Annotated in this window: 28 protein-coding genes and 1 tRNA gene; 17 read left to right on the plus strand and 12 right to left on the minus strand. The window is 64.9% G+C overall.

Annotation, left to right across the window (positions count from 1 at the left end; all coding sequences use genetic code 11):
- Window positions 1-7: 7 nt before the first annotated feature.
- From Q4G22_RS02605 to Q4G22_RS02615, 3 genes are all read left to right on the plus strand, one after another.
- On the plus strand, window positions 8-631 hold the full coding sequence (locus Q4G22_RS02605; protein ID WP_303384335.1) for an ABC-type transport auxiliary lipoprotein family protein: 624 nt from the start codon (window positions 8-10) through the stop codon (window positions 629-631).
- Window positions 632-809: 178 nt separating this feature from the next.
- The gene (locus tag Q4G22_RS02610) at window positions 810-1,265 is read left to right on the plus strand and encodes a RidA family protein (RefSeq protein ID WP_303384336.1); all 456 of its coding nucleotides are present in this window, start codon (window positions 810-812) and stop codon (window positions 1,263-1,265) included.
- A complete protein-coding gene (locus Q4G22_RS02615; RefSeq protein ID WP_303384337.1) occupies window positions 1,265-2,017 on the plus strand; it encodes a glycerophosphodiester phosphodiesterase family protein in 753 nt (250 codons plus the stop codon). Before Q4G22_RS02610 ends, Q4G22_RS02615 begins: the two co-directional genes overlap by 1 nt.
- Here Q4G22_RS02615 and mnmD read toward each other — a convergent pair.
- A complete protein-coding gene (mnmD, locus tag Q4G22_RS02620) occupies window positions 2,005-2,685 on the minus strand; it encodes a tRNA (5-methylaminomethyl-2-thiouridine)(34)-methyltransferase MnmD (protein WP_303384338.1) in 681 nt (226 codons plus the stop codon). The two genes, Q4G22_RS02615 and mnmD, sit on opposite strands and share 13 nt — an antisense overlap.
- A 28-nt stretch (window positions 2,686-2,713) precedes the next feature.
- Between mnmD and Q4G22_RS02625 the strand changes: the two genes are divergently transcribed.
- Window positions 2,714-3,730 (plus strand): FAD-binding oxidoreductase, encoded by a 1,017-nt coding sequence (locus tag Q4G22_RS02625; protein WP_303384339.1) that lies wholly within the window; start codon window positions 2,714-2,716, stop codon window positions 3,728-3,730.
- Here Q4G22_RS02625 and Q4G22_RS02630 read toward each other — a convergent pair.
- Window positions 3,700-4,260, minus strand: coding sequence for an NnrU family protein (locus Q4G22_RS02630; RefSeq protein WP_303384340.1), 561 nt, complete (start codon window positions 4,258-4,260; stop codon window positions 3,700-3,702). The two genes, Q4G22_RS02625 and Q4G22_RS02630, sit on opposite strands and share 31 nt — an antisense overlap.
- Window positions 4,261-4,282: 22 nt before the next feature.
- Between Q4G22_RS02630 and Q4G22_RS02635 the strand changes: the two genes are divergently transcribed.
- Window positions 4,283-4,846, plus strand: a complete 564-nt coding sequence (locus Q4G22_RS02635) for a DUF4202 domain-containing protein (protein ID WP_303384341.1) — start codon at window positions 4,283-4,285, stop codon at window positions 4,844-4,846.
- On the plus strand, window positions 4,846-5,532 hold the full coding sequence (locus tag Q4G22_RS02640) for a sirohydrochlorin chelatase (RefSeq protein WP_303384342.1): 687 nt from the start codon (window positions 4,846-4,848) through the stop codon (window positions 5,530-5,532). The genes Q4G22_RS02635 and Q4G22_RS02640 overlap by 1 nt, the downstream gene beginning before the upstream one ends.
- Here the strand turns inward: Q4G22_RS02640 and Q4G22_RS02645 are convergent.
- Both Q4G22_RS02645 and Q4G22_RS02650 read right to left on the minus strand, forming a co-directional pair.
- On the minus strand, window positions 5,514-6,221 hold the full coding sequence (locus Q4G22_RS02645; protein WP_303384343.1) for an N-acetyltransferase: 708 nt from the start codon (window positions 6,219-6,221) through the stop codon (window positions 5,514-5,516). The two genes, Q4G22_RS02640 and Q4G22_RS02645, sit on opposite strands and share 19 nt — an antisense overlap.
- Window positions 6,221-6,964: a molybdopterin-binding protein gene (locus Q4G22_RS02650; RefSeq protein ID WP_303384344.1), complete on the minus strand. Its 744-nt coding sequence runs from the start codon at window positions 6,962-6,964 to the stop codon at window positions 6,221-6,223. Before Q4G22_RS02650 ends, Q4G22_RS02645 begins: the two co-directional genes overlap by 1 nt.
- A 99-nt stretch (window positions 6,965-7,063) precedes the next feature.
- Between Q4G22_RS02650 and map the strand changes: the two genes are divergently transcribed.
- The 4 genes from map to Q4G22_RS02670 all read left to right on the plus strand — a co-directional run bounded on the left by map (window position 7,064) and on the right by Q4G22_RS02670 (window position 10,198).
- Window positions 7,064-7,858 carry a type I methionyl aminopeptidase gene (map, locus tag Q4G22_RS02655; RefSeq protein WP_303384396.1) on the plus strand — a complete coding sequence of 265 codons (795 nt, stop codon included), beginning with the start codon at window positions 7,064-7,066 and terminating at the stop codon, window positions 7,856-7,858.
- Between the two features lie 165 nt (window positions 7,859-8,023).
- On the plus strand, window positions 8,024-8,773 hold the full coding sequence (locus Q4G22_RS02660) for an amino acid ABC transporter substrate-binding protein (RefSeq protein WP_303384345.1): 750 nt from the start codon (window positions 8,024-8,026) through the stop codon (window positions 8,771-8,773).
- A gap of 1 nt (window position 8,774) precedes the next feature.
- Window positions 8,775-9,446, plus strand: coding sequence for an amino acid ABC transporter permease (locus tag Q4G22_RS02665; RefSeq protein ID WP_303384346.1), 672 nt, complete (start codon window positions 8,775-8,777; stop codon window positions 9,444-9,446).
- On the plus strand, window positions 9,443-10,198 hold the full coding sequence (locus Q4G22_RS02670) for an amino acid ABC transporter ATP-binding protein (protein WP_303384347.1): 756 nt from the start codon (window positions 9,443-9,445) through the stop codon (window positions 10,196-10,198). Before Q4G22_RS02665 ends, Q4G22_RS02670 begins: the two co-directional genes overlap by 4 nt.
- On the opposite strand, the gene Q4G22_RS02675 is transcribed toward Q4G22_RS02670, so the two are convergent.
- The 5 genes from Q4G22_RS02675 to Q4G22_RS02695 form a co-directional block, all read right to left on the minus strand.
- The gene (locus Q4G22_RS02675) at window positions 10,176-11,297 is read right to left on the minus strand and encodes a GNAT family N-acetyltransferase (RefSeq protein ID WP_303384348.1); all 1,122 of its coding nucleotides are present in this window, start codon (window positions 11,295-11,297) and stop codon (window positions 10,176-10,178) included. The genes Q4G22_RS02670 and Q4G22_RS02675 overlap by 23 nt on opposite strands.
- 139 nt (window positions 11,298-11,436) lie before the next feature.
- Window positions 11,437-12,663: a DEAD/DEAH box helicase gene (locus tag Q4G22_RS02680; protein ID WP_303384397.1), complete on the minus strand. Its 1,227-nt coding sequence runs from the start codon at window positions 12,661-12,663 to the stop codon at window positions 11,437-11,439.
- Between the two features lie 372 nt (window positions 12,664-13,035).
- The gene (dtd, locus tag Q4G22_RS02685) at window positions 13,036-13,485 is read right to left on the minus strand and encodes a D-aminoacyl-tRNA deacylase (protein WP_303384349.1); all 450 of its coding nucleotides are present in this window, start codon (window positions 13,483-13,485) and stop codon (window positions 13,036-13,038) included.
- Complete coding sequence (locus Q4G22_RS15680; protein ID WP_368661453.1) at window positions 13,482-13,826, minus strand: hypothetical protein; 345 nt, start codon at window positions 13,824-13,826, stop codon at window positions 13,482-13,484. Before Q4G22_RS15680 ends, dtd begins: the two co-directional genes overlap by 4 nt.
- Before the next feature lie 19 nt (window positions 13,827-13,845).
- Window positions 13,846-14,070: a hypothetical protein gene (locus Q4G22_RS02695; protein ID WP_303384350.1), complete on the minus strand. Its 225-nt coding sequence runs from the start codon at window positions 14,068-14,070 to the stop codon at window positions 13,846-13,848.
- A 95-nt stretch (window positions 14,071-14,165) separates the two neighbouring features.
- Here Q4G22_RS02695 and Q4G22_RS02700 point away from each other — a divergent pair, with 95 nt between their 5' ends.
- Entirely contained in the window at window positions 14,166-14,417 is a 252-nt protein-coding gene (locus Q4G22_RS02700) for a DUF2312 domain-containing protein (protein ID WP_303360345.1), read from the plus strand.
- Window positions 14,418-14,676: 259 nt separating this feature from the next.
- Here Q4G22_RS02700 and Q4G22_RS02705 read toward each other — a convergent pair whose 3' ends face one another.
- Window positions 14,677-15,546: a hypothetical protein gene (locus Q4G22_RS02705; RefSeq protein WP_303384351.1), complete on the minus strand. Its 870-nt coding sequence runs from the start codon at window positions 15,544-15,546 to the stop codon at window positions 14,677-14,679.
- An 83-nt stretch (window positions 15,547-15,629) separates the two neighbouring features.
- On the opposite strand from Q4G22_RS02705, the gene Q4G22_RS02710 reads away from it, so the two are divergent.
- Entirely contained in the window at window positions 15,630-17,309 is a 1,680-nt protein-coding gene (locus Q4G22_RS02710) for an iron ABC transporter permease (protein WP_303384352.1), read from the plus strand.
- A 28-nt stretch (window positions 17,310-17,337) separates the two neighbouring features.
- Window positions 17,338-17,412, plus strand: a tRNA-Thr gene (locus tag Q4G22_RS02715).
- A 13-nt stretch (window positions 17,413-17,425) separates the two neighbouring features.
- On the opposite strand, the gene Q4G22_RS02720 is transcribed toward Q4G22_RS02715, so the two are convergent.
- Window positions 17,426-17,959 (minus strand): isochorismatase family protein, encoded by a 534-nt coding sequence (locus Q4G22_RS02720; RefSeq protein ID WP_303384353.1) that lies wholly within the window; start codon window positions 17,957-17,959, stop codon window positions 17,426-17,428.
- A 140-nt stretch (window positions 17,960-18,099) separates the two neighbouring features.
- Between Q4G22_RS02720 and trkA the strand changes: the two genes are divergently transcribed.
- On the plus strand, window positions 18,100-19,476 hold the full coding sequence (gene trkA, locus Q4G22_RS02725; protein WP_303384354.1) for a Trk system potassium transporter TrkA: 1,377 nt from the start codon (window positions 18,100-18,102) through the stop codon (window positions 19,474-19,476).
- Window positions 19,477-19,485: 9 nt separating this feature from the next.
- A complete protein-coding gene (locus Q4G22_RS02730) occupies window positions 19,486-21,078 on the plus strand; it encodes a potassium transporter TrkG (RefSeq protein WP_303384355.1) in 1,593 nt (530 codons plus the stop codon).
- A gap of 64 nt (window positions 21,079-21,142) precedes the next feature.
- On the opposite strand, the gene Q4G22_RS02735 is transcribed toward Q4G22_RS02730, so the two are convergent.
- The gene (locus tag Q4G22_RS02735) at window positions 21,143-21,811 is read right to left on the minus strand and encodes a VPLPA-CTERM sorting domain-containing protein (protein WP_303384356.1); all 669 of its coding nucleotides are present in this window, start codon (window positions 21,809-21,811) and stop codon (window positions 21,143-21,145) included.
- Window positions 21,812-22,113: 302 nt separating this feature from the next.
- On the opposite strand from Q4G22_RS02735, the gene hfq reads away from it, so the two are divergent.
- Both hfq and hflX read left to right on the plus strand, forming a co-directional pair.
- Window positions 22,114-22,347 carry an RNA chaperone Hfq gene (gene hfq, locus Q4G22_RS02740; RefSeq protein ID WP_020949330.1) on the plus strand — a complete coding sequence of 78 codons (234 nt, stop codon included), beginning with the start codon at window positions 22,114-22,116 and terminating at the stop codon, window positions 22,345-22,347.
- Window positions 22,348-23,646, plus strand: a complete 1,299-nt coding sequence (hflX, locus tag Q4G22_RS02745; RefSeq protein WP_303384357.1) for a GTPase HflX — start codon at window positions 22,348-22,350, stop codon at window positions 23,644-23,646.

Genomic DNA, 23,646 nt, shown 5'->3' on the forward strand with positions numbered 1-23,646 from the left:
TTCCACCATGAAGCCGCTTTTTGCTGCCCTGATCGCCCTTATGACCATTCCCGGTTGCGGTGCCCTGTCCGCTTTGCAAGGCGAACCGGCGCGGGATGTGTTCGACCTTCGCCCGCCCGTTGACGGGCCTCGGCAATGTTCGGCCCGTAATCGCGTCGAACTGGTGATCGAAGAGCCCAAATCCGGCGGGGATTTGAATACCGAACGCATCATGATCCGCCCCAATCCGTTGCAGGTGCAGTATCTGCCCGATGCCCGCTGGTCGGATACGGTGCCGACCATGGTCCAGACCTTGTTGGTGCGGACGCTGGGGGCGTATGATGTGTTCAGCCATGTGGGCCGCGCGCCTTTGGGCATGTCGGGCGATGTGGCGCTGCTGACCGAGATCAGCGATTTCAACGCCGTCACCGGCGACGGCGGCACCCGCATTCTGATGCGCATCGACGCCCAACTGGTCCAGGAAATGGGTGCGACCGTCATCGCCCGCCGTCAGTTCCGCGCGGATGTGCCTGTCACCAGCACCACGACGGCGCAACTGATCCCGGCCTTTGATGCGGCCAGCCAGCAGGTGCTGTCCGAGATCAGCGCATGGGCGGTTGGCGCGGTCGGTCGGGGGGCGACCTGTCGCTGAGATTGCGGCGCGGTGATGCCCCTGGCGGGGATATTCAAGGACCAAAGATGCCGCTTGCTGTTTGCCTGAATACGCATTCGACTGTGCCTGTCTGAATGCCAGGCCGCTGCTGTGGTGCACGTTGCCTTCTGGCGGGTGGCGGCCTAACCTGCGCGCGACCCAACACATGAGGAACGCCATGTCCATCACCGCCCGTCTGTCGGAACTGAACATCACCCTGCCGGCCGCGCCTGCGCCTGCGGCGAATTATGTGCCCTATGTGCAATCGGGCAACCTGCTGTTCGTGTCGGGCCAGATCAGCGCCGGGGCTGACGGTCTGATTTTGGGTCGTCTGGGCGATACGATGGACGTGGCCGCCGGGGCCCAGGCGGCGCGGGCCTGTGGGCTGGCGTTGATCGCGCAGGCGCAGGCTGCGCTGGGTGATCTGGATCGCATCGCGCGTGTGGTCAAGCTGACCGGCTTTGTGAACTCGACCCCGGATTTCACCGATCAGCCCGAGGTGGTGAACGGCTGTTCCGATCTGATGGTCGAGGTGTTCGGCGACAAGGGCCGCCATGCCCGTGCCGCTGTCAGCGCCCCCGCCCTGCCGCGCGGTGTGGCGGTCGAAATCGAAGCGATCTTTCAGGTCGCATGATGCCAGCCCCACTGCCCGCCGTCTTTCTGGATCGCCCTGTCGCGCATCGCGGCCTGCACGGGCCGGGCGTGCCGGAAAACAGCCTTGCCGCTGCCCGTGCCGCCATTGTGGCCGGCTATGGCATCGAGTTGGACATCCAGCCTTCGGCCAGCGGGCAGGCGCTGGTGTTTCATGACTATGATCTGGCGCGACTGACCGGACAGCGGGGGTTTATCCATGACCGTGACGGCGATGATCTGGCGGCGCTGCGGCTGATGGGCAGCGATCAGGCAGTGCCGACGCTGCGCGCTTTTCTGGATCTGGTGGCGGGGCAAGTGCCCCTGCTGATCGAGATCAAGGATCAGGACACCCGCCTTGGACCGAATATCGGGGCGCTGCATCAGGCGGTGGCCGATGATCTGGCGGGGTATGACGGCCCGGTGGCGGTGATGTCGTTCAACCCGCATGTGGTGGCGGGGTTTCATGCGCTTGCACCGCAGATCGCCTGCGGTCTGACCACCTGTGGCTATACTGCCGACGACTGGCCGATGATCGACGCGGCACGGCGCGCGCATCTGGCCGAGATTGCGGATTTCGATGCCTCGGGCAGCAGCTTTGTGTCGCACGATCACGCCGATCTGGACAATCCGGCGGTGGCGGCGCTGAAGACGCGTGGCGTGCCGGTGCTGTGCTGGACCATTCGCAGCAAGGCGCAGGAAGCCGCTGCCCGCCGCATTGCCGATAATATCACGTTTGAGGGTTACGCGGCCTGATCCAGCCGCCCGACGCTCATATGCCGCTTGCCCGCGAAACCGGGGCGGCGCTCTACCGTGAAACCACCCGCTGTCAGCGCGCGGCGGACATGACCTGCGGCAGTATAGGTGGCGAATGTGCCGCCCGGCGTGGTATGGCGGGCGACCTGAACCATCAGGGCCTCGCCCCACATCTCGGGGTTTTTGGCGGGGGAAAAGCCGTCCAGAAACCAGGCATCCGCCCGGCCATCCCATGCGGGCAGCGTGTGGCGGGCGTCGCCGATAATGATCTGCGCCTGAACACTGCCGACCTGAAACTGTCGCGCGGGCCAGCCTGCGCGCAGTTGCGCCGCCAGCGGGGCCAGTTCGGGGAATGCCGCATGGGCCGTTTCCAGTTGCGCGCCATCCATCGGAAAGCCCTCGAAGCTGGTAAACCGCAGCGGCTGATCGGTGGCTGCGGCCAAAGCCAGAAGGTTCAGCCCGGTGCCAAAGCCCAGTTCCGCCACATGAAAGCCGGGGCGCAGCCGAGCGGGCAGATCGTTGCCATCCAGAAAGACGTGGCGCGTTTCGGCCAGCCCCCCCGCTAGGCTGAAATACGGGTCGTCAAAGCGGCGCGACACCGGCACGCCGCCCTCGCGCCAGTCCAGCGCCGGGTGGTTTGTGCCCATCGGATCGGTTACATCAGCCATCGGCGCAGCTAGGCGAAAGGGGGGCGCGATGGCAAGTGTCACCGTTATGGGCGCAGGCATTTTCGGGCTGGCCTGCGCGTGGGAACTGGTCCGGCGCGGTGCGCGCGTGCGGGTGCTGGACGCGCGTGGCGTGGGTGCCGGTGCATCTGGCGGGCAGGTGGGGGCGCTGTCGCCACATGTGCCGGAAAACTGGAACGACAAAAAGCAGTTTCAACTGGACAGCCTGCTGGCCGCCGATGCGTTCTGGGCTGGCGCGGCCGATGCGGGGGGCGGCGATTCGGGCTTTGCGCGGATCGGGCGGGTGCAACCGCTGACCGGCGATCCGGCTGCGCTGGCCCCACGACTGGCGGCATCGGCAGATCGCTGGCCGCAGCCTATGACAGTGGTCGAGGCACCCCTCGGTGCCATTGCCCCGCGCAGTGACAGCGGGTTATGGCTGTGGGACGGTCTGTCGGGCCGCATTGCGCCGCGTGCAGCGGTGGCCTGTCTGGCGGCGGCGATTTGTGCGCGGGGCGGCTCGGTCGAGGTGGGCGATAGGCCCGGCGGCGGGCCGGTGATCTGGGCCACGGGCTGGGAATGGCTGCGTGATACCGGCACCGGCGTGGGGCAAAAGGGGCAGTCGGCCTTGCTGCGCTTTGCCGCCCCCGATGCGCCGCAAGTTTATGCCGAGGGGCTGCATATCGTGCCGCACGCCGATGGCACGGTGGCGGTTGGTTCCACCAGCGAGCGGGATTTTGCGGATGCCACCCCCGACGATCAGGCGCTGGATCTGGTGGCGCAGGCGCGGGTGATCTGCCCGGTGCTGGTCGATGCGCCGGTGATCGGCACTTGGGCGGGCATCCGGCCCCGCGCCGCCTCGCGCGCGCCATTGCTGGGGGCTTGGCCGGGGCGGGCGGGGCATTTTGTGGCAAACGGTGGCTTTAAGATCGGCTTTGGCATGGCTCCGGGCGTGGCGCGGGTGATGGCTGATCTGGTGCTGGACGGGCGTGATGCGATCCCGGATGCGTTCCGGTTTCAGGGCGCGGGCGACACGCCAATCACATAAGGGTGCAGCACAAACAGCCCGGCCCAGATCGCTGCTGCCGTGGCGGCACGTGCCGGGGTAAAGCGCCACTCGGGCTGTCCTTGCCGGGCCATTCCGGCCAGTGCATAGGCCAGCAGCAGGCCAAAGAACAGCACATGCGCCAGATCGCCATTCGCGATCAGATGCGCCCCGGCCCAGATGGCAAAGCCGCGCATCAGCCCTGACAGACCCGGTGCGCAGGCCGCCGCCAGCACCGCCAGTGGCATGGCCAGATTGACCAGCCAGCGTTGCCAGATCGCATGATCCCACAGGGGCACCACGGGCGCGCGCCCCGCCGCGACGATCAGCCAATACAGCAGCCCCAGCGACAGCAGGCTGTAGGCGATCACATAGCCGCGCCGCGACAGCGCCGCGATCAGCGCCCCGCGCAGGCCGGGCCGCGCCGGGATCACATGCGACCCCAGAAACGCTGCAAAGGCCAGAATGTATTCGCTCCATCCGCTCATCCGGGTTGAATACGGGTTGCGGGCGGCTTTGTCATTGCGGATCATTGCCGCAGCCAATGAGGATGCCATGAGCCGACTTGAAACTGCCTTTGCCGCCATCGACGCCGCCAATGCCGCCGATCCGAATATCGTGGACGGCCAGCCCGCCGAATTGCTGTATGGCCAACGGATGACCGAGCAGCAGCGCCACCTGTTCCCCGATGCGTCCGAGCCGTTGCAGATCGCCTGTCGGGGCCAGCATGTCGAACGCTGGCTGTTGCCGCGCAAGGATTACGCGATGGACCGGGCGGGCTATCTGCAATGGCGGCAGGAACAGGGGCGACGCCATGCCGCGCGTGTGGCGGGGATCATGACGGATGCGGGCTATGACGAGGCGGATTGCGCGGCGGTGGTGCGGATGCTGACCAAACAGGGGATCAAGCGCGATGCGGATGTGCAGGCGCTGGAGGATGTGGCCTGTTTCACCTTCATCCGCTGGTATCTGGGCGATTTCGCGGAAACGCAGCCCGATGACCGGATGCTGCGGATCGTGGAAAAGACCGCGCGCAAGATGTCGGCCGAGGCACGGGCGCGGGCCTTGGAAGAATTCCCCATGCCCGATGATTTCGCCGCTGCCTTTCGGGATGATTGATGCGTGCGGTGATTGTGGCCCATGGCCAGCCGGGTGCCCCCGGTCCGCAGCAGCAGGCGGTCGAGGAACTGGCCGCCGCCATTCAGACCCATGCGCCGGGGCTGACTGTTGTGGGCGCGACGCTGGCGATGCCCGGCGCGCTGGCCGCAGCCGTGCGGCCGGGCTGTGTGATCTATCCGATGTTCATGGCCGAGGGCTGGTTCACCACCCGCGAACTGCCGCGACGGCTGGCCGAGATTGGCGCGGATGCACGCGTCTTGCGGCCCTTTGGCGTGGAATCGGCCTTGCCCGCGCTGTGCATCGCCAAGGCGCGCGCGGCGGCTGAGGGCGAGGGCTGGGACGCGCGCGACACGACGGTGCTGCTGTCGGCGCATGGATCGCAGCGGGCGCGGGGATCGGCCAATGGCGCAAAGGCTCTGGCGGCCGTGATGGCGCCGCATTTCGCGCGTGTCGTCAATGGCTTCGTCGAGGAGGAACCGTTTCTGGCCGATGCCGCGCGGGGGCTGACCCGCGCTGTCAGCCTGCCGTTTTTCGCCACGCGGGCGGACCATGTGACCGACGATCTGCCTGTGGCGCTGGATCAGGCCGAATTCACCGGCCCGCGCCTTGACCCGATCGGCCTTGCGCCCGAGGTGCCTGCGCTGATCGCGGCCAGCCTGCGCGCCGGTCAGTCGGCCTGCCAATAGGCATAGCCGCCCGCCGCCTGAAACCCAAGACGTTCATACAGCGCCACCGCACCCGTATTGCCGCGCGAGACGGCCAGCGCGATGCGGTCGGCACCGTGATCTGCGCCCCAGATCGCCGCCTGCCGCATCATCCAGCCCGCAAGGCCCTTGCGGCGCAGGCCGGGGACGACTTCGACGGCATGGACCATGACCACGCCGCTGGCCACGGCGACAAAGGCAGCCCCGGCGGCGCGGTCATCCGTCCGGCCAAGGATCGAGGTTTTGGGCGTGGGGGCGCGGTCCATCACCGCCTGACGGGTCGGGCCGATGTTGCCCGCCGACCAGATTTCCCGCTGAATCGCCATCGGCGGCCAGACGGTGAAGGTGGTAACAGCAGGGATGCTGGCGGTGGTCAGGGCCGAAACCGGCGCGGCGAGGATCGCGGTGGGCGTGTGGCGGCGAAGGCCGCGTTCAGCCAGCGCCTCGGCCAGTAGGTCGCCCTCGGCCACGCGGAATTGCGGCGGCTGGTCCCAGTTGCGCTGGATGGCGATGGCTGCCGTGATATCATCGCCCGTCCACGCGCCGGTGACGCGGGCCGACCCGACGCGCCCGCCGCCGCCCCTGCCGCGACCCACGGTGAACCCGCCCGCAACCGCATATTCGGCGGCGGGCCATGTGGTTTCAAAGGCGTCGCGCAGCGCGGCGTCCATCACAGCGCCAGCCGCGCGCGCAGCGCCGCCATCGCCTCATCCACCCGCGCGGCATCCAAGCCCCGCACGACCAGATGCGTTCCCCAGCCACCTTCGGCGGTGTTGTAAGGATACGACCCTAGCGACAGATCGGGGAAAGCTGCCGCCACCTCTCGCAACCCCTCGGCCACGTCGGATTCTCCGCGCCGCACCTCGACCGAGGCGGATTGCACCGGGCGACCACCGGGCAGGCGCGGGATCAGCCAGTCAACCATGGCACGGAACACCTGCGGCACACCCGCCATCGAATGCGTGCCGCCGATGGAAAAGCCGGGTGCGGCGCTGACGGCATTGTCGATCAGCGTCGCGCCAACCGGGATGCGGGCCATGCGCAGGCGGTTTTCGGTCAGTTCCAGACCCATCCGCTCGCACCGGGCGGCCAGCAGGGCGCGCGCCTGCGCGTGGATTTCCAGCGTGGTGCCATGCGCATCGGCCACGGCATCGGCGGTGATGTCGTCATGCGTCGGGCCAATGCCGCCCGATGTGAACAGCAGGTCACAGGCCCCGCCAAGGCTGCGGTCCAGCGCGCGGATCGCGGCGACGATGGTGTCATGCACATCTGGCACCACGCGGATTTCGCGCAGATCGAACCCGGTCGCCGACAAAATCTGCGCCAGATGATGGGCGTTACCCTCGCGCGTGCGGCCCGACAGGATTTCGTCGCCGATGACCAGAATGGCGGCGGTGGGGTTATCGGATTGCATGGCGACCCTTTCTGCTGGATGCCTCATCTAGACCCGGCGGCGGGGCTGGAACAAGTGGCCTGTCATCGCTATCTAGGCGGAATGAAAAAAGGCAGCGACATGGACGAAACCCGCATCACCCGCGAGGGTATCCGCATCCACACCCCCGACGATTTCGCCGGAATGCGCCGTGCGGGCGCAGTTGCCGCGCAGATTCTGGACGAGGTTGGCCCGATGGTGCAGCCCGGCGTTACCACCGGCGCGTTGGACGATTTTATCCGGGGGCGGGTGACGGAATTGGGCGTGACCAGCGCCACCATCGGCTATCGCGGTTATCAGCACGCCAGTTGTATCAGCGTGAACCATGTCGTCTGCCATGGTATCCCCGGCGACAAGGTGCTGTCAGATGGTGATATTCTGAACATCGACGTGACGGTGATCGTCGATGGCTGGTTCGGCGATACCAGCCGGATGTATGTGGCGGGTAAGCCCTCGGTCAAGGCGATGCGGCTGATTCAGGTCACGTATGACTGCCTGATGAAAGGGATCGAGGCCGTGCGCCCCGGCGCCACCTTTGGCGACATTGGGGCCGCGATCCAGAAATATGCGGAAGGCCACCGCATGTCGGTGGTGCGCGATTTCTGCGGTCACGGGCTGGGCCGAGTGTTCCACGCCCCGCCGAACGTGTTGCACTTTGGCCGCGCGGGCAAAGGCCCGGTGCTGGAGGAAGGCATGTTCTTTACCATCGAGCCGATGATTAACCTGGGTCGCCCGGAAACCAAGATTCTGGCCGACGACTGGACGGCGGTGACGCGCGACAAATCGCTGTCGGCGCAGTTCGAACATTCTGTCGGCGTGACAGCGGACGGGGTGGAAATCTTTACGCCCTCGGACAAGTTTTTCGATTTCGGGTGATTTTCGGCGGTTTTCGGGAACTTTTGCCCGGCTGGCGGCATAGCATCGGAACCGGGTTCCGGCCTTGCGCGGGCACCCCGTAAAAGCCGTCTTATTTCCGCCAGCCGATTGCACCTGCCCCCGCAAAGGCGCACATCAGCGTTAACGATATACGGAGACACTCCCATGCGTAACCTGATTCTGTCCGCTGCCCTTGCGTTGATTGCTCTGCCTGCTGCTGCTGATACGATCCGCGTCGGCATGTCGGGCAATTACTTTCCCTTTACCTTTGTTCGCGCTGACCAGTTGCAAGGGTTCGAGGTCGATTTCCTGAACGCCATCGGGCGCGAAACCGGCCATGACATCGAATTTGTCACCATGGGCTTTTCCGGCCTGATCGGCGCGCTGGAATCGGGGCGGCTGGATACGGTCGCGAACCAGATCACCATGACCCCGGAACGGGCCGAGCGGTTCGATTTTTCGCAGCCCTATGTCTATGATGGTGCGCAGGTCGTGACCCGTGCAGGGAATGAAGGGAATATCACCGGCCCCGAATCGTTGTCGGGCAAGACGGTGGCGGTGAACCTTGGGTCAAACTATGAACAGCTGCTGCGCGAATTGCCGAATGCGACCGAAATCGACATCCGCACCTATGAAAGCAATCTTCAACAGGATACCGCGCTTGGCCGCGTCGATGCTTTTGTGATGGACCGCGTATCCTCTGCTCAGGTCATCGCCGAAAGCCCGCTGCCGTTGGCCCTTGCCGGAGAGCCTTTCTCGGAAATCCAGAACGCGCTGCCCTTTCGCAAGGATGCGGCGGGCGAGGCGCTGCGCACGCAGGTCGATGAGGCCATCACCCGCCTGAAGGAAAGCGGCGAATTGGCCGAGATTTCCGTAAAATGGCTGGGCGCGGATGTAACCAAGCCTGCCAACTGAAATGGCGCTGAACCTGCAATATATGGCTGACCTGATCCCGGTGATCGGCAGCTATGTCCCGAAAACGCTGGCCATGGCATCTGTTGCCATGGTCCTTGCGCTGATTTTGGCGGCGCTTTTGGCGATCATCCGCGTTTTGCGCGTGCCGGTCGCCAATCAGATCACCATCGTTTTCATCAGCTTTTTCCGCGGCACGCCCCTGCTGGTGCAGCTGTTCCTGTTCTATTACGGCTTGCCGCAGATGCTGGCCTTCATGCGCAATGTCGATGGGGTAACGGCGGCGGTCTTTGGCCTGACGCTGCATTTCGCCGCCTATATGGCCGAAAGCATCCGCGGCGCGATCATCGGCGTTGACCGTAGCCAGTGGGAGGCCGCCGAGGCGATCGGCATGACCCGCTGGCAGATGCTGGCGCGTATCATTCTGCCGCAGGCGGCGCGGGTGGCGGCGCCGACTTTGATGAATTATTTCATCGACATGATTAAATCGACCTCGCTGGCCTTTACCCTTGGCGTGACCGAAATGATGGGCGCGGCGCAGAAAGAGGCGTCGGGGTCTTTCCTGTATCTTGAGGCGTTTCTGGTCGTCGCCGGGCTTTACTGGGTCATCGTCGAGGCGCTGTCCTTTGCGCAGCGCCGTCTGGAAGTGCGTCTGAACAGGGCTTTGGCAAGATGAGCTGCACGATCGAGATCACCGGCCTGACCAAGCGCTTCGGCGATAACACGGTTCTGAACGGCATCGACCTGTGTATCCAGCCGGGCGAGCGGCTGGCGATCATCGGGCCTTCGGGGACGGGCAAATCAACGCTGCTGCGCTGTCTGAATTTCCTCGACCGGCCCGATGCGGGGGTGATCCGAATGGGCGATTTCACCGTGGACGCGGCCCGCGCGACCCGCGCCGATATTCTGGCGCTGCGGCGGCGCACGGCCTTTGTGTTTCAGAACTACGCGCTGTTCGCGAATAAAACCGCGCGCGAGAATATCACCGAAGGGCTGGTGGTGGTGAAGGGGCAGTCCCGCGCGGCGGCGAACGCCCGCGCCGATGCGATCCTGCGCCAGATCGGGCTGACCGAGAAAGCGAATTCCTATCCCGCCGCGCTGTCGGGCGGTCAGCAACAGCGCGTCGGCATTGGCCGGGCGATGGCGCTGGACGCCGATATGATGCTGTTTGACGAACCGACCAGCGCCCTTGACCCCGAATGGGTGGGCGAGGTGCTGGACCTGATCCGCAGCATCGCCGACGGTCGCCAGACCATGCTGATCGTGACGCATGAGATGCAATTCGCCCGCGAGATCGCCGACCGCGTGATCTTTATGGAAGGTGGTCGCATCGTCGAGGCAGGCCCCCCCTCGCAGATTTTCGACGCGCCGCAGGACGACCGGACGCGCGCGTTTTTGCGGCGCGTCACCCCCGGCGGAACGGGGTGAATTCGCCCATAAAGGCGATTTCATCGGCTGTGGCGCGGCGTTCGCGGGTCAGGTAATCGTCCAGCGCGCGGTAAAAGCCGGGGTCGGCGACCCAATGCAGGCTGTGCGTCTGCGTCGGCACATAGCCGCGCGCCAGCTTGTGTTCGCCCTGCGCCCCGGCCTCGACGCGGGCAAGGCCGTGTTCGATGGCCCAGTCGATTGCGCGGTGATAGCACAGCTCAAAGTGCAGGAACGGGTGATCCTCGATACAGCCCCAATAGCGGCCATAGATCGCATCCGAGCCAAGAAAGTTCAGCGCCCCGGCGATGGGGGTGCCGTCACGCTCGGCCAGCACCAGCACGATGTCACCCCGCATGGTGTCGTGGATCAGATCGAAGAACGCGCGGGTTAGATAGGGGCGGCCCCATTTGCGGCTGCCGGTGTCTTGGTAAAAGGCCCAGAAGGCGTCCCAATGCTGGGGCCGGATGTCGTCTCCGGTCAGGCTGCGAATGGTGCCGCCAAAACCCTGCGCGCGTTCGCGCTCCTTGCGGATCGCTTTGCGCTTGCGGCTGGACAGATCGGCAAGGAAATCGTCGAAGGTGGTATAGCCCCGGTTCAGCCAGTGGAACTGCTGCGTGGCGCGCGGCAGGAAGGGGCCGGGTTCGCCAGCCTCATCCTCGGTGCAGAAGGTGACATGCACGCCTGACGCGCCGACATGCCGCGCCACTTGGGTCATCCCTTGCAACAGCGCGGCGCGGATAGCCGGATCGGGTGACAGCAGACGTGGCCCGGTGACGGGGGTAAAGGGCACGGCGCATTGCAGCTTGGGGTAGTAGTCGCCGCCCGCGCGCGCGTAAGCCTCGGCCCAGCCATGGTCAAAGATATATTCGCCCTGACTGTGCGACTTGGCATAAAGCGGCGCGGCCCCGACAATCTGACCATCCTGTTCCAGCGTGATATGCAGCGGCTGCCACCCCGTGCTGGGACCGACCGATCCCGACTGTTCCAACGCCGCCAGAAAGCGATGGCTGGTGAACGGGTTATCGCCCGCCAGCCCGTCCCAGACCGGGGCGGGAATGGCGGTGATGTCGGGATGCGTGGTCAGGGAAAGCGTGGTCATGCCCGGCAAGATAGTGTGGCAGGCTGACGCCTGCCATGCCTCCGGCGGGGATATTTATCAAACGAAAGACAGAGGTTTGTCTTTCGTTTGCAAATATCCCGGGGGTCCGGGGGCTGGCCCCCGGCCTTTGGGCACAACCTTACGCCTTTTGCGCCGATTTCGGTGCGCGCGAGGGGCGGCGGGCCGGGCGTTTTTGACCGGCTGCGCCTGCGGGGCGTCCCTTGTGGCGTGATTTCGGCGCGGGGACGGCTTCGGGCGGGCGCTCGCCGCCGATGACGGGGATCTGCGCCTTCATCGCCTTTTCGATGTCGCGCAGCTCGCCCAGCTCGCCCGGAGCGCAGAAGGCGACGGCGCGACCGTCGCGGCCCGCGCGGGCGGTGCGGCCGATGCGGTGGACATAGTTGTCGGCCACATTCGGCAGGTCATAGTTATAGACATGCGCGATCTCGGGGATGTCGATCCCGCGCGCGGCCACATCGGTCGCCACCAGCACCTGTGATTTCCCGGCGCGGAAATCTGACAACGCCCGGTCGCGCTGACCCTGAGATTTGTTGCCGTGGATCGCGCCGACCCTGAAGCCCCATTTCTCCAGCAGTTTGGCCAGCTTTTCGCTGCCATGCTTGGTGCGGCCGAAGACGATGGCCAATTCGCCGGGATGTTTCGACAGGTATTCGGCCAGCAGCGCCGCCTTGTCGCCCTGCGTGACGAAATGCACGCCCTGGTCGATCTTGCCGGCCGCCTGACCGGGCGGGTTCACCGCGACGCGGACCGGATCGTTCAGATAGGTGTCGGCCAGTTCCTCCATCAGTTTCGGCATGGTGGCCGAAAACAGCAGGGTCTGGCGGGACGCGGGCAGCAGTTTCGCAATCCGGCGCAGCGCGTGGATAAAGCCGATGTCCAGCATCTGGTCGGCCTCGTCCAGCACCAGATATTCGGTGCGGCTGAAATCGACCGCGCCGCGTTCGATCAGGTCGATCAGGCGGCCCGGCGTTGCAATCAGCACATCAAGGCCGCGGCCAAGCCGGTCAATCTGCACGTTGATCGACGCCCCGCCGACCACGCGGAAACTGCGGATGGCGGTGCCTTTGGCATAGGCTTCGATGTTCTGGTAAATCTGCGTGGCCAATTCCCGCGTCGGCGCAAGGATCAGCGCACGGCAGGTTTTCGGCTCGGGCTTGCGGCCTTGCGCCAGAATGCGGGTCAGCATCGGCAGGCCAAAGGCCGCCGTTTTACCAGTGCCGGTCTGGGCAAGGCCCATCAGATCACGCCCCGCGACGATCTGCGGGATCGCGTCGCGCTGGATCGGCGAGGGGGTCTCGATCCCCAGTTCCGGCAGGTTGATCGCCACGCGCGCATCAATGCCCATCTGGGTAAACGGCGTGTCGATGTCGGGGATCGCCCGGCGGATGAATTTTTCTTCAAAAGCATCGGCGCGCGGTTTGCCGCGACGCGAGGTGCTGGGTTTGCCATTGTTACGGTTGAAACGCGGTTTGCCCGAACGCTGCGGGCGGGTATCAGTCGTCATCATATATCTTTCGGCCCCGCTCCCCCATCGGATGCGCGGGCATGGGCGCCTGAGGCGCGGTCATCGTAGGGGCGGGCCGGATAGGAACCCGCAAGAACCCCGCGTGACATGGGAACTTGAAAAATAAACGTCGGGCCGATGCGCAAATTTACGCGGCTGCTCACGCGGCAGCGGGCGGCGACTTGTGGCAGATGGGGGATAGCGGGCGCAAAGTCAAGCGCGGTCTGCGGTATCCAGCCAGATTGTCACCGGCCCGTCATTGATCAGTGCCACCTGCATATCCGCGCCAAAGCGACCGGTTTCCACCGGCAGGCCCAGATCGCTCAGCGCCTGCGCAAAGCGTTCATAGAGCCCTTGACCCAGGTCCGGCGGGGCGGCGGTGGAAAATCCGGGCCGGTTACCGCTGCGGGTATCGGCGGCCAGCGTGAACTGGCTGACCACCAGGCAGGCACCGCCGATGTCTTGCACGGACAGGTTCATCCGGTCCTGATCGTCGCGAAAGATGCGCAGTTTGGCGACGCGGGCGGCCAGCTTGTCCGCTGCCGTGGTGTCGTCGCCTTGCATGGCGCAGACCAGCACCATGAGACCCGGCCCGATCTGACCCGTGACATCGCTGCCGGACGTGACCGATGCCTGCCTGACGCGTTGGACCAAAGCTCTCATCTGTCCCTCATGACTTTGAACAAGGTCACACTGACGCACATGGCTGCGAAAAAGACCAGCACCCCGGCACCCGGCACAGGTGCAGAGGCGGCATCCAGCCCCGCCGCCAGCATCAGCGCCCGAACAGCGATCAGGGCCGTCAGAGACCTCAGCCGTTCTGCCGGATTGCCGCGCCCCGATCCGTCGATTATGCCGCCCAGCAGGCCGCTGCCCCCCGTGATCCGGGCGTTACCCAATAGATACAAAGCACCAACAAGACCGATCAGCAGCCCGCCACCGAAGCCCGCAATCCATTCCGGCTGTATGGCGATCTCTGCCTCGTTTCGCGCAGTTGCATTCACGACACGGAATGCAGATCAATCATCGCAACATGATCCCGGCCACGACCAGCATCAGCCCGATCGTGGATGCGGCCAGCGCCGCCATGTTCACCGCAACCACCCGCTGCATCCCGGCACGGATCTCGTCGTCGCTGGCCCCGCCCCGGCGCAGGCGCATGGCGGTCAGGATGCACCAGATCAGCCCGATCAACCCGATCACGGTCAGCAGCGTTCCGCCCCAGATCAGCCCGTCAAATATCGTCATTGCGGCCTCCTTGTCGCCTGTTTCCGCCTCACCGATTGCGCGGCGCAGCCAGAGCGCCTATGCCTGCGCCACAAAGCAGGCACAAGGGACAACCGATGCAGGACGAACGCAACTATGCCGTGGCCGCCGAAGAGCTGCGCCAGTTCATCGAACAATATGAACAGCTGGAAGCCGAGAAAAAGGACGTGACCGAACGGCAAAAGGAAATCATGGCCGAGGCCAAGGCGCGTGGCTATGACACCAAGGTGATGAAAAAGGTGATCGCCCTGCGCAAACGCGACCGCGACGACATCGCCGAAGAAGAAGCCATTCTTGAAATGTATAAACAGGCGCTTGGCATGGCGTGACGCCGGACTGGCGATCCGGGCAAACGGACCGTGGCTTGCCATTTGCCCGGATACGCAGCTTGGGACGCGGCGGATCAGCCGGCCCCGTGCCGCCGCGCTTGGGTCTTTGTCCCGATGAAGCCCTGATCGCAGCGGGATATTTCGGGCAGAGTGCCCGCAAGGCCGACCCTTTGGGGGCACCCGATTGGCCAAATGGGCCGCCACGGCCCCTTTGACCACTCAGCCCCGCTGCGACCGTGCAATGAATGGGGGCAAGCGGCTAGGCCAGAATGAACTCAACCCCCGGCAGGGCCGCGATTTGCGGAATATCCTGATAATAGCGCGCGGTGATCTGATCGACGGTTTCTTGTGTCCAGCCGGGCAGGGCGATGTCCTGTTCCACCATATGCGGCAGGGCATTGCGTTGCAAATGTTCGGCATACAGATCGCGCCGCTGGCTGACAGGCAATTCGCGCCCGGCCAATGCACCACGCAATTCACGCAGGCCCTGATCGCCCAGCATCTCGTGCATATATAACAGCCCGCCGGGCAGGGGTTCAGAAGGTGGCAGACCGCCGACCAGCCGCACCACGTCGGGCCAGATGATCGGGGCGTCTTCGTGGCACCAGACGACCAGGCGCCGCCCTTGCGCCCCGGCGGCCATCCGCTGCACGGCGGTCAGCCATGACAGTGACAGCGGATCGACCCCGCCCATCAGGCTGGCATAATCGCCGCCGTGAAGATCCAGCACATCCGCGATCAACGTGACGGGGTTCCTGATCGCGACAAAGAATTCCGCGCCCGCCGACGGAAACAGATTCGTCAGTGCGGCGATTCGTGCGCCCGCCTGCGGATACAGCCCCTCGGGGCCAATCGCGCGCGATGGCACGCCCAGAAAGCCGGGGCTGGTGCAGATGACGCGCAGCGGATCGTCGCTGTCCAGCACCGCGTCTTGCATGATCTGTTCCATCTCGGGTGTGGCCGGGCCGCCGTTCAGGGCCGCAAGCGCCTCTTCAAAGACGCCGCGATGGCGGTTGGGGGTGACAACCTCGGTCCGGTCTCGCAGCAAACGACCGCGATTGTTCAGCAGCGTTTTCAGCATCCTGTCGCCGTCCGTGCCATGCACGCCGATATGATAGACCATCTGCATGATGGCAGCCCCTTGTCTTGTCCGGCGTGCAACTTAGCCGTGCTTCGTGGACAGGGAAACCGCTTTGCGCTAGGCCATCGCACATGAGCAGCGTCAGCATCACACGCCCCGTCCCGTCCGAGGAACTGCGCCACCGTGCCGGGCCGCTGTGGTCGGTGGCGGCGGTGCTGATCGCGGCGCTGGTGCTGATGCCGGTTATCACCGTGGCGGTGATGGCGCTGAATCCGACCGAAAACATCTGGCCGCATCTGCTGGCGACGACGCTGCCGCGCTATGTCAGCAATACGCTGCTTCTGGCGGTGGGCACCGGCGTTCTGGCGGCGGCGATGGGGACTGGGGCGGCCTGGCTGGTTAGCATGTATCAGTTTCCGGGGCGGCGCGGGCTGGAATGGCTGTTGCTGCTGCCCTTGGCGGTGCCCGCCTATATCGGGGCCTATGCGCTGGCCGATTTTCTGGATTACAGCGGCCCGGTGCAGATTGCCCTGCGCGAAGCCTTTGGCTGGACCAGCAGCCGCGATTACTGGTTCCCCGCGATCCGGTCACGCTGGGCGGCGGTCCTGGTGCTGGCGGCCTCGCTGTATCCTTATGTCTATCTGTTCACCCGTGCCGCGCTGCATGAACAATCGGGCAGCGCGTATGAGGTCGCGCGCGCCCTTGGCACCGGCCCGTGGGGGCTGTTCTGGCGCGTCGGTCTGCCGCTGGCGCGCCCCGCCATTGCGGCGGGCGCAACCATCGCCATGATGGAAACGGTCGCGGATTATGGTGTCGTCAGCTATTTCGGGGTGCATACGCTGAACACCGGCATTTTTGCGACATGGCTTGAGGCGCGCAATCCCGGCGGTGCGGCGCAGATCGCTTGTGTGATGCTGATCGTGATCGCGTCGCTGGCCGTCTGGGAACGTATCGCCCGCCGCAAGGCCCGCTATCACCAAAGCGCCCGGCAATCGCGCCCGATCATCCGCCAAAGGCTGAGCGGCAGCGCCGCATGGGCGGCCACGGCGGCCTGCACCTTTCCCTTCGCGCTGGGGTTTGTGCTGCCGGTGGCGGTGATCCTGAACTATGCGCTGGCCTATCCGCAGGGTTGGCTGACGCCGGGGCTGGGGCGGGCGTTGTGGCATACGGTGACGGCTGGCGGCGTGGCCGCGATGCTGACGGTGCTGCTGGCGCTGATTATGGTTTACGGAGTCCGCCTGTCGGGGCGCAGCCTGCCGCGGCTGTTGTTGCCGGTCACCACCATCGGCTATGCCGCGCCGGGGGCCGTGTTGGCGGTGGGCATTCTGTTTCCGCTGGCGGCGCTGGATCACCGGGTGGCCGATGCGGTGCTGGCGGCGACCGGCACCGATCCGGGGCTGATTCTGACGGGTTCGGCCGCGGCCATCGTGCTGGCCTATCTGGTGCGCTTTTTCGCCATCGCGCAGGGGGCGGCGGACGGGGCCTTTACCCGCATTCCGCCTTCGCTGCCGATGGCGGCGCGATCGTTGGGGCAGAATTCGGCCGGGGTGCTGCGGCGGGTGTTTCTGCCGTTGATGAAAGGCTCGGTCGGGTCGGCGTTGCTGCTGGTGTTCGTCGATTGCGCCAAGGAACTGCCCGCCACCCTGCTGCTGCGCCCGTTCAACTATGAAACACTGGCGACCCGCGTCCACGAACGCGCCAGCCTTGAGGATCTGGGCAACGCCGCCCCCGCCGCGATTCTGGTGATGGGCGTGGGTATAATCGCCGTGGCGCTGCTGGCACGGGCCAACCTTGGCTTGCGCAAAGACTGAACTCGCGCTATCCGGCGCAGGACAGGCTGCCGGTTTAGCTCAGTGGTAGAGCGTCTGATTTGTAATCAGGGGGTCGGGGGTTCAAATCCCTCAACCGGCACCAGGTGCCCCTGACGTTACTTTATCAGTGCGGCGACCTGGCGGAATTGAGGATGGTGCGCGTTGCGCATCCATTCGAACAGCACCATTTCGATTGTCACGATCTCGGCGCCATGGCGCGCCATGCGTGTCAGGGCTGCGGCCTTGCTGTCGGGGCTGCGTGATCCGGTGGCATCGGCGACCACATAAACCGCCCGCCCGCTGTCCAGCAGCCCCAGAACCGTCTGAAGCACGCAGACATGCGCTTCGCATCCGGTGATGATGACCTGTGCATTCGCCGGGATCAGGTCGGCAAATCCAGCTTCGTCACAGGCACCAAAGCTGAACTTGGACAGCACCTGCGCCCCGGTCAGCGGAATATCAGGCACCGTCGCCCCCAGACCGGCGGGGTTCTGTTCCGTCACCACCCGTGGCACCTTCAGCATATCGGCGGCCTGCACCAGCCGCGCGGCATTGCGCAGCACCTGCGGCGCGTCGTGGATGGCGGGCATCAGCCGCGCCTGAAAATCGACCATCAGCAGCAGGGATGTTTCAACGTCGATCATCGGCATGAAGGCTCCGGTCAGGCAGGCGGCATGTCACATGCTTAGCACGATGCCCCTGGGGTGCCGCAATCGTTTCCCGCCATCGGGCGATGTTGCGCCCATGTGCGCTGTGCCTTACCACATATCCCAACAGTCAGAGGTGCTGCATGAAGATCATCATCTGCGGGGCAGGGCAGGTCGGCTGGCAGATCGCACGGCATCTGGCCGGCGAGCGTAATGATGTCACTGTCATCGACACCAGCGCCGAACTGATCCGGCGTGCCACCGATGCGCTGGACGTGCAGGGCGTCACCGGCTTTGCCAGTCATCCCGATGTGCTGGACCGGGCGGGGGCGCGCGACGCCGATCTGATTATCGCCGCCACCCATTCCGACGAAGTGAACATGGTCACATGTCAGGTGGCGCATTCCGTGTTCCGCATCCCGCGCAAGATCGCCCGGCTGCGGTCGTCGGCCTATCTGGATGCGATCTATTCCGACCTGTATCGCATCGACCATCTGCCCATCGATGTCATCATCAGCCCGGAACGAGAGGTCGCCGCCGCCGCCATGCAGCGGCTGTCCGCCCCATCCACCTTTGACGCCGAGAATTTTCTGGACGGCAAGGTGCATCTGCTGGGCGTCGCTCTGGACGACGCTTGCCCGGCACTGAACACCCCCCTGCGGCAGCTGAGCGAGTTGTTTTCCAGCCTCAGCGCCGTGGTGGCCGGTGTCCGGCGCGAGGGGCGGCTGTTCGCGCCCGAACCCGGGGACCAGTTGTTCGCGGACGACCAGATTTATGTCTTTACCCAAGCTGCCGATATTCAGCGCACGCTGGAGGTGTTTGGCAAACACACCGCCCGGCAGGAACGCATCGTCATCATCGGTGCGGGCAATGTCGGCCTGTCCGTCGCGCGCAAAATCGAAGCGCTGCCCGAACGCATCCGCGCCAAGATGATCGAGCGCGACCGTGCCCGCGCCGAATATGCCGCCGATACGCTGGAACGCACCATCGTGCTGCACGGTGACGGGTTGTCCGCCGAACTGCTGGACGAAGCCGCCGTGCCGCGCGCCGATGCCGTGCTGGCGCTTACCGATGATGACAAGACCAACATCCTTGCCTCGGTCCGGGCCAAACAGGCCGGGGCGGGGATGGCGATTGCGCTGATTAACGATCCGACACTGGTGCCACTGATGGCGGCGCTGGACATTGACGCCTATATCAACCCGCGCGCCACCACCGTTTCCAGTATCCTGCGCCACATCCGCCATGGCCGCGTCCGCGACATCTATTCCATCGGCGATGCCGAAGCCGAGGTGATCGAGGCGCAGGTGCTGTCCACCTCGTCCATCGCGGGGCGGGCGATCCGCGACATCGACTTTCCCGAAGGTGCCCTGCTGGGCGCGGTGCAAAAGGGCGGGCGGGTGATGAAGCCGACCCCCGATCTGCGCGTCGAGGAAGGCGACATCGTGCTGATCTTTGTTCTGACCAAGGATGTTCCGCAGGTCGAGGGGCTGCTGCAAGTCTCGATCGACTTTTTCTGAGGGGCGGGGATGGCTGCGCTGATCCGGTTGCCGCTGATCTTGCCGATTGCCTTTATCGGTGCGCTGGCGATGCTGGTGCCGGCCGCCTATGCGCTGACGCAGGATCAACACGCCATCGCGCGGAGTTTTTTCTATGCGGCATTGCTGTTCATGACGCTGACGGGGATGGTCGGGCTGGCGATGCAGGGCAATCCGCGCGGGTCGGTGGCGCGGAACAATCTGCTGACCATGCTGGCGGTGATGGCGCTGCTGCCGCTGATGCTGGCGGTGCCCTTTGCCGCCAGCCAACCGGATACCGGCCTATTCAATGCCTGGTGGGAAATGGTGTCCAGCCTGACCACCACCGGGGCGACGCTGTATTCCGCCGATCTGCTGCCTGCGCCCTTGCATCTGTGGCGGGCGGTGGTTGGCTGGATGGGGGGGCTGTTCATCCTGATCGCCGCCATTGCCATTATGGCCCCGCTGCGGTTGGGCGGGTTCGAACTGATGACATCGCCGCAGGATCAGGGCCTTGATGCCGATCACCGCACCCGGCTGTCCAGCGCCGCCTTGCAGGCCCCGCGGATCGACCCGGCGCTGCGGGTCTGGCGTGCGGCGGAAACGGTAGCGCCGGTCTATGCCGCGCTGACGCTGGTGCTGTGGGTGCTGTTGCTGATGGCGGGGGACGATGCGCTGGTGGCGTTGTGCCGGGCCATGGGGACGCTGGCCACATCGGGCATCACGCCGGTCAGCGGGCCTGTGGGGCAGACCTCGGGGATTGCCGGGGAAATGGCGGTGTTCCTGTTGCTGATCCCGGCGCTGTCGCGGCGGTTCTGGCCCGGCGGCGGCGAGTTGCGCGCCAGCGACCGACTGCGTGATGATCCTGAACTGCGGATTGCCGCCGGGGTGGTGACTGCGGTTGCCCTGGTGCTTTTGGCCCGGCACTTTATTGCGGTGATCGAAACCGGCGCGACGGACGAACGGTCGCTGCTGGCCGATCTGGCCCGTGCGGCGGGGGCGGCATGGGGGGCGCTGTTCAACGCCCTGTCATTTCTGACCACCACCGGCTGGAACAGTGTCCAGTGGGAAGGCGCGCGGACATGGTCGGGCCTGACCGCGCCGGGGCTGATGCTGGCCGGGCTGGCGATGTTCGGCGGCGGCGTGGCCACCACCGCAGGCGGGGTCAAGCTGCTGCGCGTCTATGCGCTGGCCCGCCATGGCGAACGGGAAATGCAGCGGATCATCCATCCCCGATCTATTGCCGGGGGCGGGCGCATGGCGCGGCAATTGCGTGGCGAGGGTGCCTATCTGGCGTTTCTGTTCTTTATGCTGTTCGCGACCAGCATCGCAGTGGTTGTGGCGCTGGTGTCGATGCAGCGGATCGAATTTGACACCGCTACCATCCTGTCTATCGCCGCGCTGACCAACACCGGCCCGCTGGCCGGGGCGATTCCGCTGACACCGGCGTTCGAGGGGACCGCAGGCATCGCCTCGGCCCCGTGGAGCGGCTGGTCCGGGCTGAGCCCGGCGGCAAAGATCGTGCTGGCCGGGGCGATGATCGTGGGGCGGTTGGAAACGCTGGCGGTTCTGGCGCTGCTGACGCCGGATTTCTGGCGCCGATGATATGAAAAGGGGTGCCCGTGGCGGACACCCTCTGTGATGTAGGGCTGTGCCTGTCTGTCGTGGCTCAGACCTTTTTCTGGCGGCGGCGCAGCGCGCCCATACCGGCCAGCGCACCACCCAGCAGCAGGACGCTGGCGGGCAGGGGCACCGGGGCGACCGCGACCAGATCCTGACCGATATTGCCCGGCCCCGTGGTCAGGCTGTCCAGAAAGCTCAGCCTGTATTGCTGCGTGGCCGGGCCGGTCAGGCCAGCCAGATAGCTGTCAGCATAGGCGTTGGCCTCGACGGTGCCGCGCACCCTGAAGCTGCCCGAGGTGCGGCTCAGCGGATTGCCTTCTCTCTCGGTCACGATTTCCCACAGGGCCATCTGGAACCCGGCGGCGCTGGCGGCATTGTCCACCGCAGCATAGGCGGTGTTGAACAGCGCCTGAATGTTCGCGGTCACAGTGGGGGCGAACCAGCTTTCCCTGATTTCATATTGGCCCGGCGGGTTGGTGATCCAACGGGTCACATCCACGCAAAAGGCGGTAATTGCCGACCCGCTGACAGTATCCATCAGGCGCATGACGCCGGCACCCAGACCCCAGCGAACACCGCCGTAAGTGACAAAGACGTCCTGATGCAGCGCAGGTTCACCCCACAGATCGTCCCCTTGGTGAACAAGATCCATGGTGGCGGCTTGTGCCGAAACGGCCATAACCGATGCGGTGGTGGCAATTGTCAGATATTTCACGATTCGTGACATCGTAACTACTCCTGAAACACAAACTGAATCGACTGTCGAATGCCCTGTGCCGGTGAGCCGGGCATCATGGCCTTATGATGACCGAGAATCGCCTTAAGCGCCTTTTGCCTAAAAGTATAGAAAAATTTCGAGCTAATAGATCATAACGCTACGGCATTAATCTTTAACGGAAAAAAATGCCGACGATGCAAAGTGTGATTTGCGGGACATGCAATCCGTGCCGCTTGCATGGGTCGTTCGCTTGCCCTAGATGTTAAGGAAACAGGCCAACAACACGAATGGAAAAACCAATGGCTGGCGACAAGCAAAACCTTCAGGACGCGTTCCTCAACCACGTCCGCAAGGCAAAAGTGCCGGTCACGATCTTTCTTATCAACGGCGTAAAGTTGCAGGGGGTCATAACCTGGTTTGACAACTTTTGCGTGTTGTTGCGCCGCGACGGCCAGTCGCAGCTTGTCTATAAACATGCGATCAGCACCATCATGCCCGGTCAGCCAATCAGCCTGTATGAAGGCGAGGACTGATTGGCGCAGCCCACCTCGACCGAGGCTTTGCCGACCCGTGCCTATGTGATTCACCCTGATCTGGGTCACGGGCGCAATCAGCGCCGCACCCCCGAACATGCGCTGGCCGAGGCGGCGGCGCTGGCCCATGCCCTGCCCGGAACCGAGATCGTCGGGGCCGAGGTGGCGCGGCTGCGTGCTGTCACCCCGGCAACCCTGTTCGGCAGCGGCAAGGTCGATGAACTGGGCGCGGCCCTGCGCGATGCCGAGGCGGAACTGGTGCTGATCGATGGTCCGGTCAGCCCGGTGCAACAGCGCAATCTGGAAAAGGCGTGGGACGTCAAGCTGCTGGACCGCACCGGGTTGATTCTGGAAATCTTTGCCGACCGTGCCCGCACGCGTGAAGGCGTGTTGCAGGTTGAACTGGCCGCGCTGGCCTATCAGCGCACCCGGCTGGTGCGGGCGTGGACCCACCTTGAGCGGCAGCGGGGCGGTTTGGGCTTTGTCGGTGGCCCCGGCGAAACTCAGATCGAGGCTGACCGCCGCGCCATCGACGAACAGATGGTCCGGCTGCGCCGTCAGTTGGAACGGGTGGTGAAAACCCGCAGCCTGCACCGCGCCGCGCGGGCCAAGGTGCCCTATCCCATCGTCGCGCTGGTCGGTTACACCAACGCCGGGAAATCGACGCTGTTCAACCGCCTGACCGGGGCCGATGTCATGGCCAAGGACATGCTGTTCGCCACGCTGGATCCGACGATGCGCGGCATCCGTCTGAACGGTGGGCGGCAAGTAATTTTGTCCGACACCGTGGGCTTTATCAGCGATTTGCCGCATGAACTGGTCGCTGCCTTTCGCGCCACGCTGGAAGAAGTGCTTGAGGCCGATCTGATTCTGCATGTGCGCGACATCAGCCATCCGGAAACCGCCGAACAGGCTGCAGATGTGGCCGATATTCTGGGCAAACTGGGCGTGGATGAGACCTTTCCGCAGATCGAGGTCTGGAACAAGATCGACGCTCTGCCGCCCGACTCGCGTGAGGCGCTGCGCCGCACCGACGCCCGGACCGCAGGCGTGCAGGCCGTCAGTGCCCTGACGGGCGAGGGACTGGATGATCTGATCGCCGCCATCGAAGCCCGTCTGGCCGAGGCACTGGACGAACCGCTGTTCGATGAAACGCTGGTTCTGCCCTTTGACGATGGCCGCCGCCGCGCGTGGCTGCATCAGGCCGGTGTCGTCCAGTCAGAACTGGCCACCGAAGATGGTCAGCGCCTGCACCTGCGCTGGTCTGACCGGCAAAAGCGGGCATTCGGGGCGCTGTAG

The organism is Paracoccus sp. (in: a-proteobacteria) (genome assembly GCF_030538655.1).
In the GTDB taxonomy this organism is placed as follows: Bacteria; Pseudomonadota; Alphaproteobacteria; order Rhodobacterales; family Rhodobacteraceae; genus Paracoccus.

Excerpts from the sequence above, each read along its gene's own strand:
- Q4G22_RS02605 (WP_303384335.1), top strand. The coding sequence starts at position 8 with ATGAAGCCGCTTTTTGCTGCCCTGATCGCCCTTATGACCATTCCCGGT.
- Q4G22_RS02610 (WP_303384336.1), top strand. The coding sequence starts at position 810 with ATGTCCATCACCGCCCGTCTGTCGGAACTGAACATCACCCTGCCGGCC.
- Q4G22_RS02615 (WP_303384337.1), top strand. The coding sequence starts at position 1,265 with ATGCCAGCCCCACTGCCCGCCGTCTTTCTGGATCGCCCTGTCGCGCAT.
- mnmD (WP_303384338.1), bottom strand. The coding sequence starts at position 2,685 with ATGGCTGATGTAACCGATCCGATGGGCACAAACCACCCGGCGCTGGAC.
- Q4G22_RS02625 (WP_303384339.1), top strand. The coding sequence starts at position 2,714 with ATGGCAAGTGTCACCGTTATGGGCGCAGGCATTTTCGGGCTGGCCTGC.
- Q4G22_RS02630 (WP_303384340.1), bottom strand. The coding sequence starts at position 4,260 with ATGATCCGCAATGACAAAGCCGCCCGCAACCCGTATTCAACCCGGATG.
- Q4G22_RS02635 (WP_303384341.1), top strand. The coding sequence starts at position 4,283 with ATGAGCCGACTTGAAACTGCCTTTGCCGCCATCGACGCCGCCAATGCC.
- Q4G22_RS02640 (WP_303384342.1), top strand. The coding sequence starts at position 4,846 with ATGCGTGCGGTGATTGTGGCCCATGGCCAGCCGGGTGCCCCCGGTCCG.
- Q4G22_RS02645 (WP_303384343.1), bottom strand. The coding sequence starts at position 6,221 with ATGGACGCCGCGCTGCGCGACGCCTTTGAAACCACATGGCCCGCCGCC.
- Q4G22_RS02650 (WP_303384344.1), bottom strand. The coding sequence starts at position 6,964 with ATGCAATCCGATAACCCCACCGCCGCCATTCTGGTCATCGGCGACGAA.
- map (WP_303384396.1), top strand. The coding sequence starts at position 7,064 with ATGGACGAAACCCGCATCACCCGCGAGGGTATCCGCATCCACACCCCC.
- Q4G22_RS02660 (WP_303384345.1), top strand. The coding sequence starts at position 8,024 with ATGCGTAACCTGATTCTGTCCGCTGCCCTTGCGTTGATTGCTCTGCCT.
- Q4G22_RS02665 (WP_303384346.1), top strand. The coding sequence starts at position 8,775 with ATGGCGCTGAACCTGCAATATATGGCTGACCTGATCCCGGTGATCGGC.
- Q4G22_RS02670 (WP_303384347.1), top strand. The coding sequence starts at position 9,443 with ATGAGCTGCACGATCGAGATCACCGGCCTGACCAAGCGCTTCGGCGAT.
- Q4G22_RS02675 (WP_303384348.1), bottom strand. The coding sequence starts at position 11,297 with ATGACCACGCTTTCCCTGACCACGCATCCCGACATCACCGCCATTCCC.
- Q4G22_RS02680 (WP_303384397.1), bottom strand. The coding sequence starts at position 12,663 with ATGGGCATTGATGCGCGCGTGGCGATCAACCTGCCGGAACTGGGGATC.
- dtd (WP_303384349.1), bottom strand. The coding sequence starts at position 13,485 with ATGAGAGCTTTGGTCCAACGCGTCAGGCAGGCATCGGTCACGTCCGGC.
- Q4G22_RS02695 (WP_303384350.1), bottom strand. The coding sequence starts at position 14,070 with ATGACGATATTTGACGGGCTGATCTGGGGCGGAACGCTGCTGACCGTG.
- Q4G22_RS02700 (WP_303360345.1), top strand. The coding sequence starts at position 14,166 with ATGCAGGACGAACGCAACTATGCCGTGGCCGCCGAAGAGCTGCGCCAG.
- Q4G22_RS02705 (WP_303384351.1), bottom strand. The coding sequence starts at position 15,546 with ATGCAGATGGTCTATCATATCGGCGTGCATGGCACGGACGGCGACAGG.
- Q4G22_RS02710 (WP_303384352.1), top strand. The coding sequence starts at position 15,630 with ATGAGCAGCGTCAGCATCACACGCCCCGTCCCGTCCGAGGAACTGCGC.
- Q4G22_RS02720 (WP_303384353.1), bottom strand. The coding sequence starts at position 17,959 with ATGCCGATGATCGACGTTGAAACATCCCTGCTGCTGATGGTCGATTTT.
- trkA (WP_303384354.1), top strand. The coding sequence starts at position 18,100 with ATGAAGATCATCATCTGCGGGGCAGGGCAGGTCGGCTGGCAGATCGCA.
- Q4G22_RS02730 (WP_303384355.1), top strand. The coding sequence starts at position 19,486 with ATGGCTGCGCTGATCCGGTTGCCGCTGATCTTGCCGATTGCCTTTATC.
- hfq (WP_020949330.1), top strand. The coding sequence starts at position 22,114 with ATGGCTGGCGACAAGCAAAACCTTCAGGACGCGTTCCTCAACCACGTC.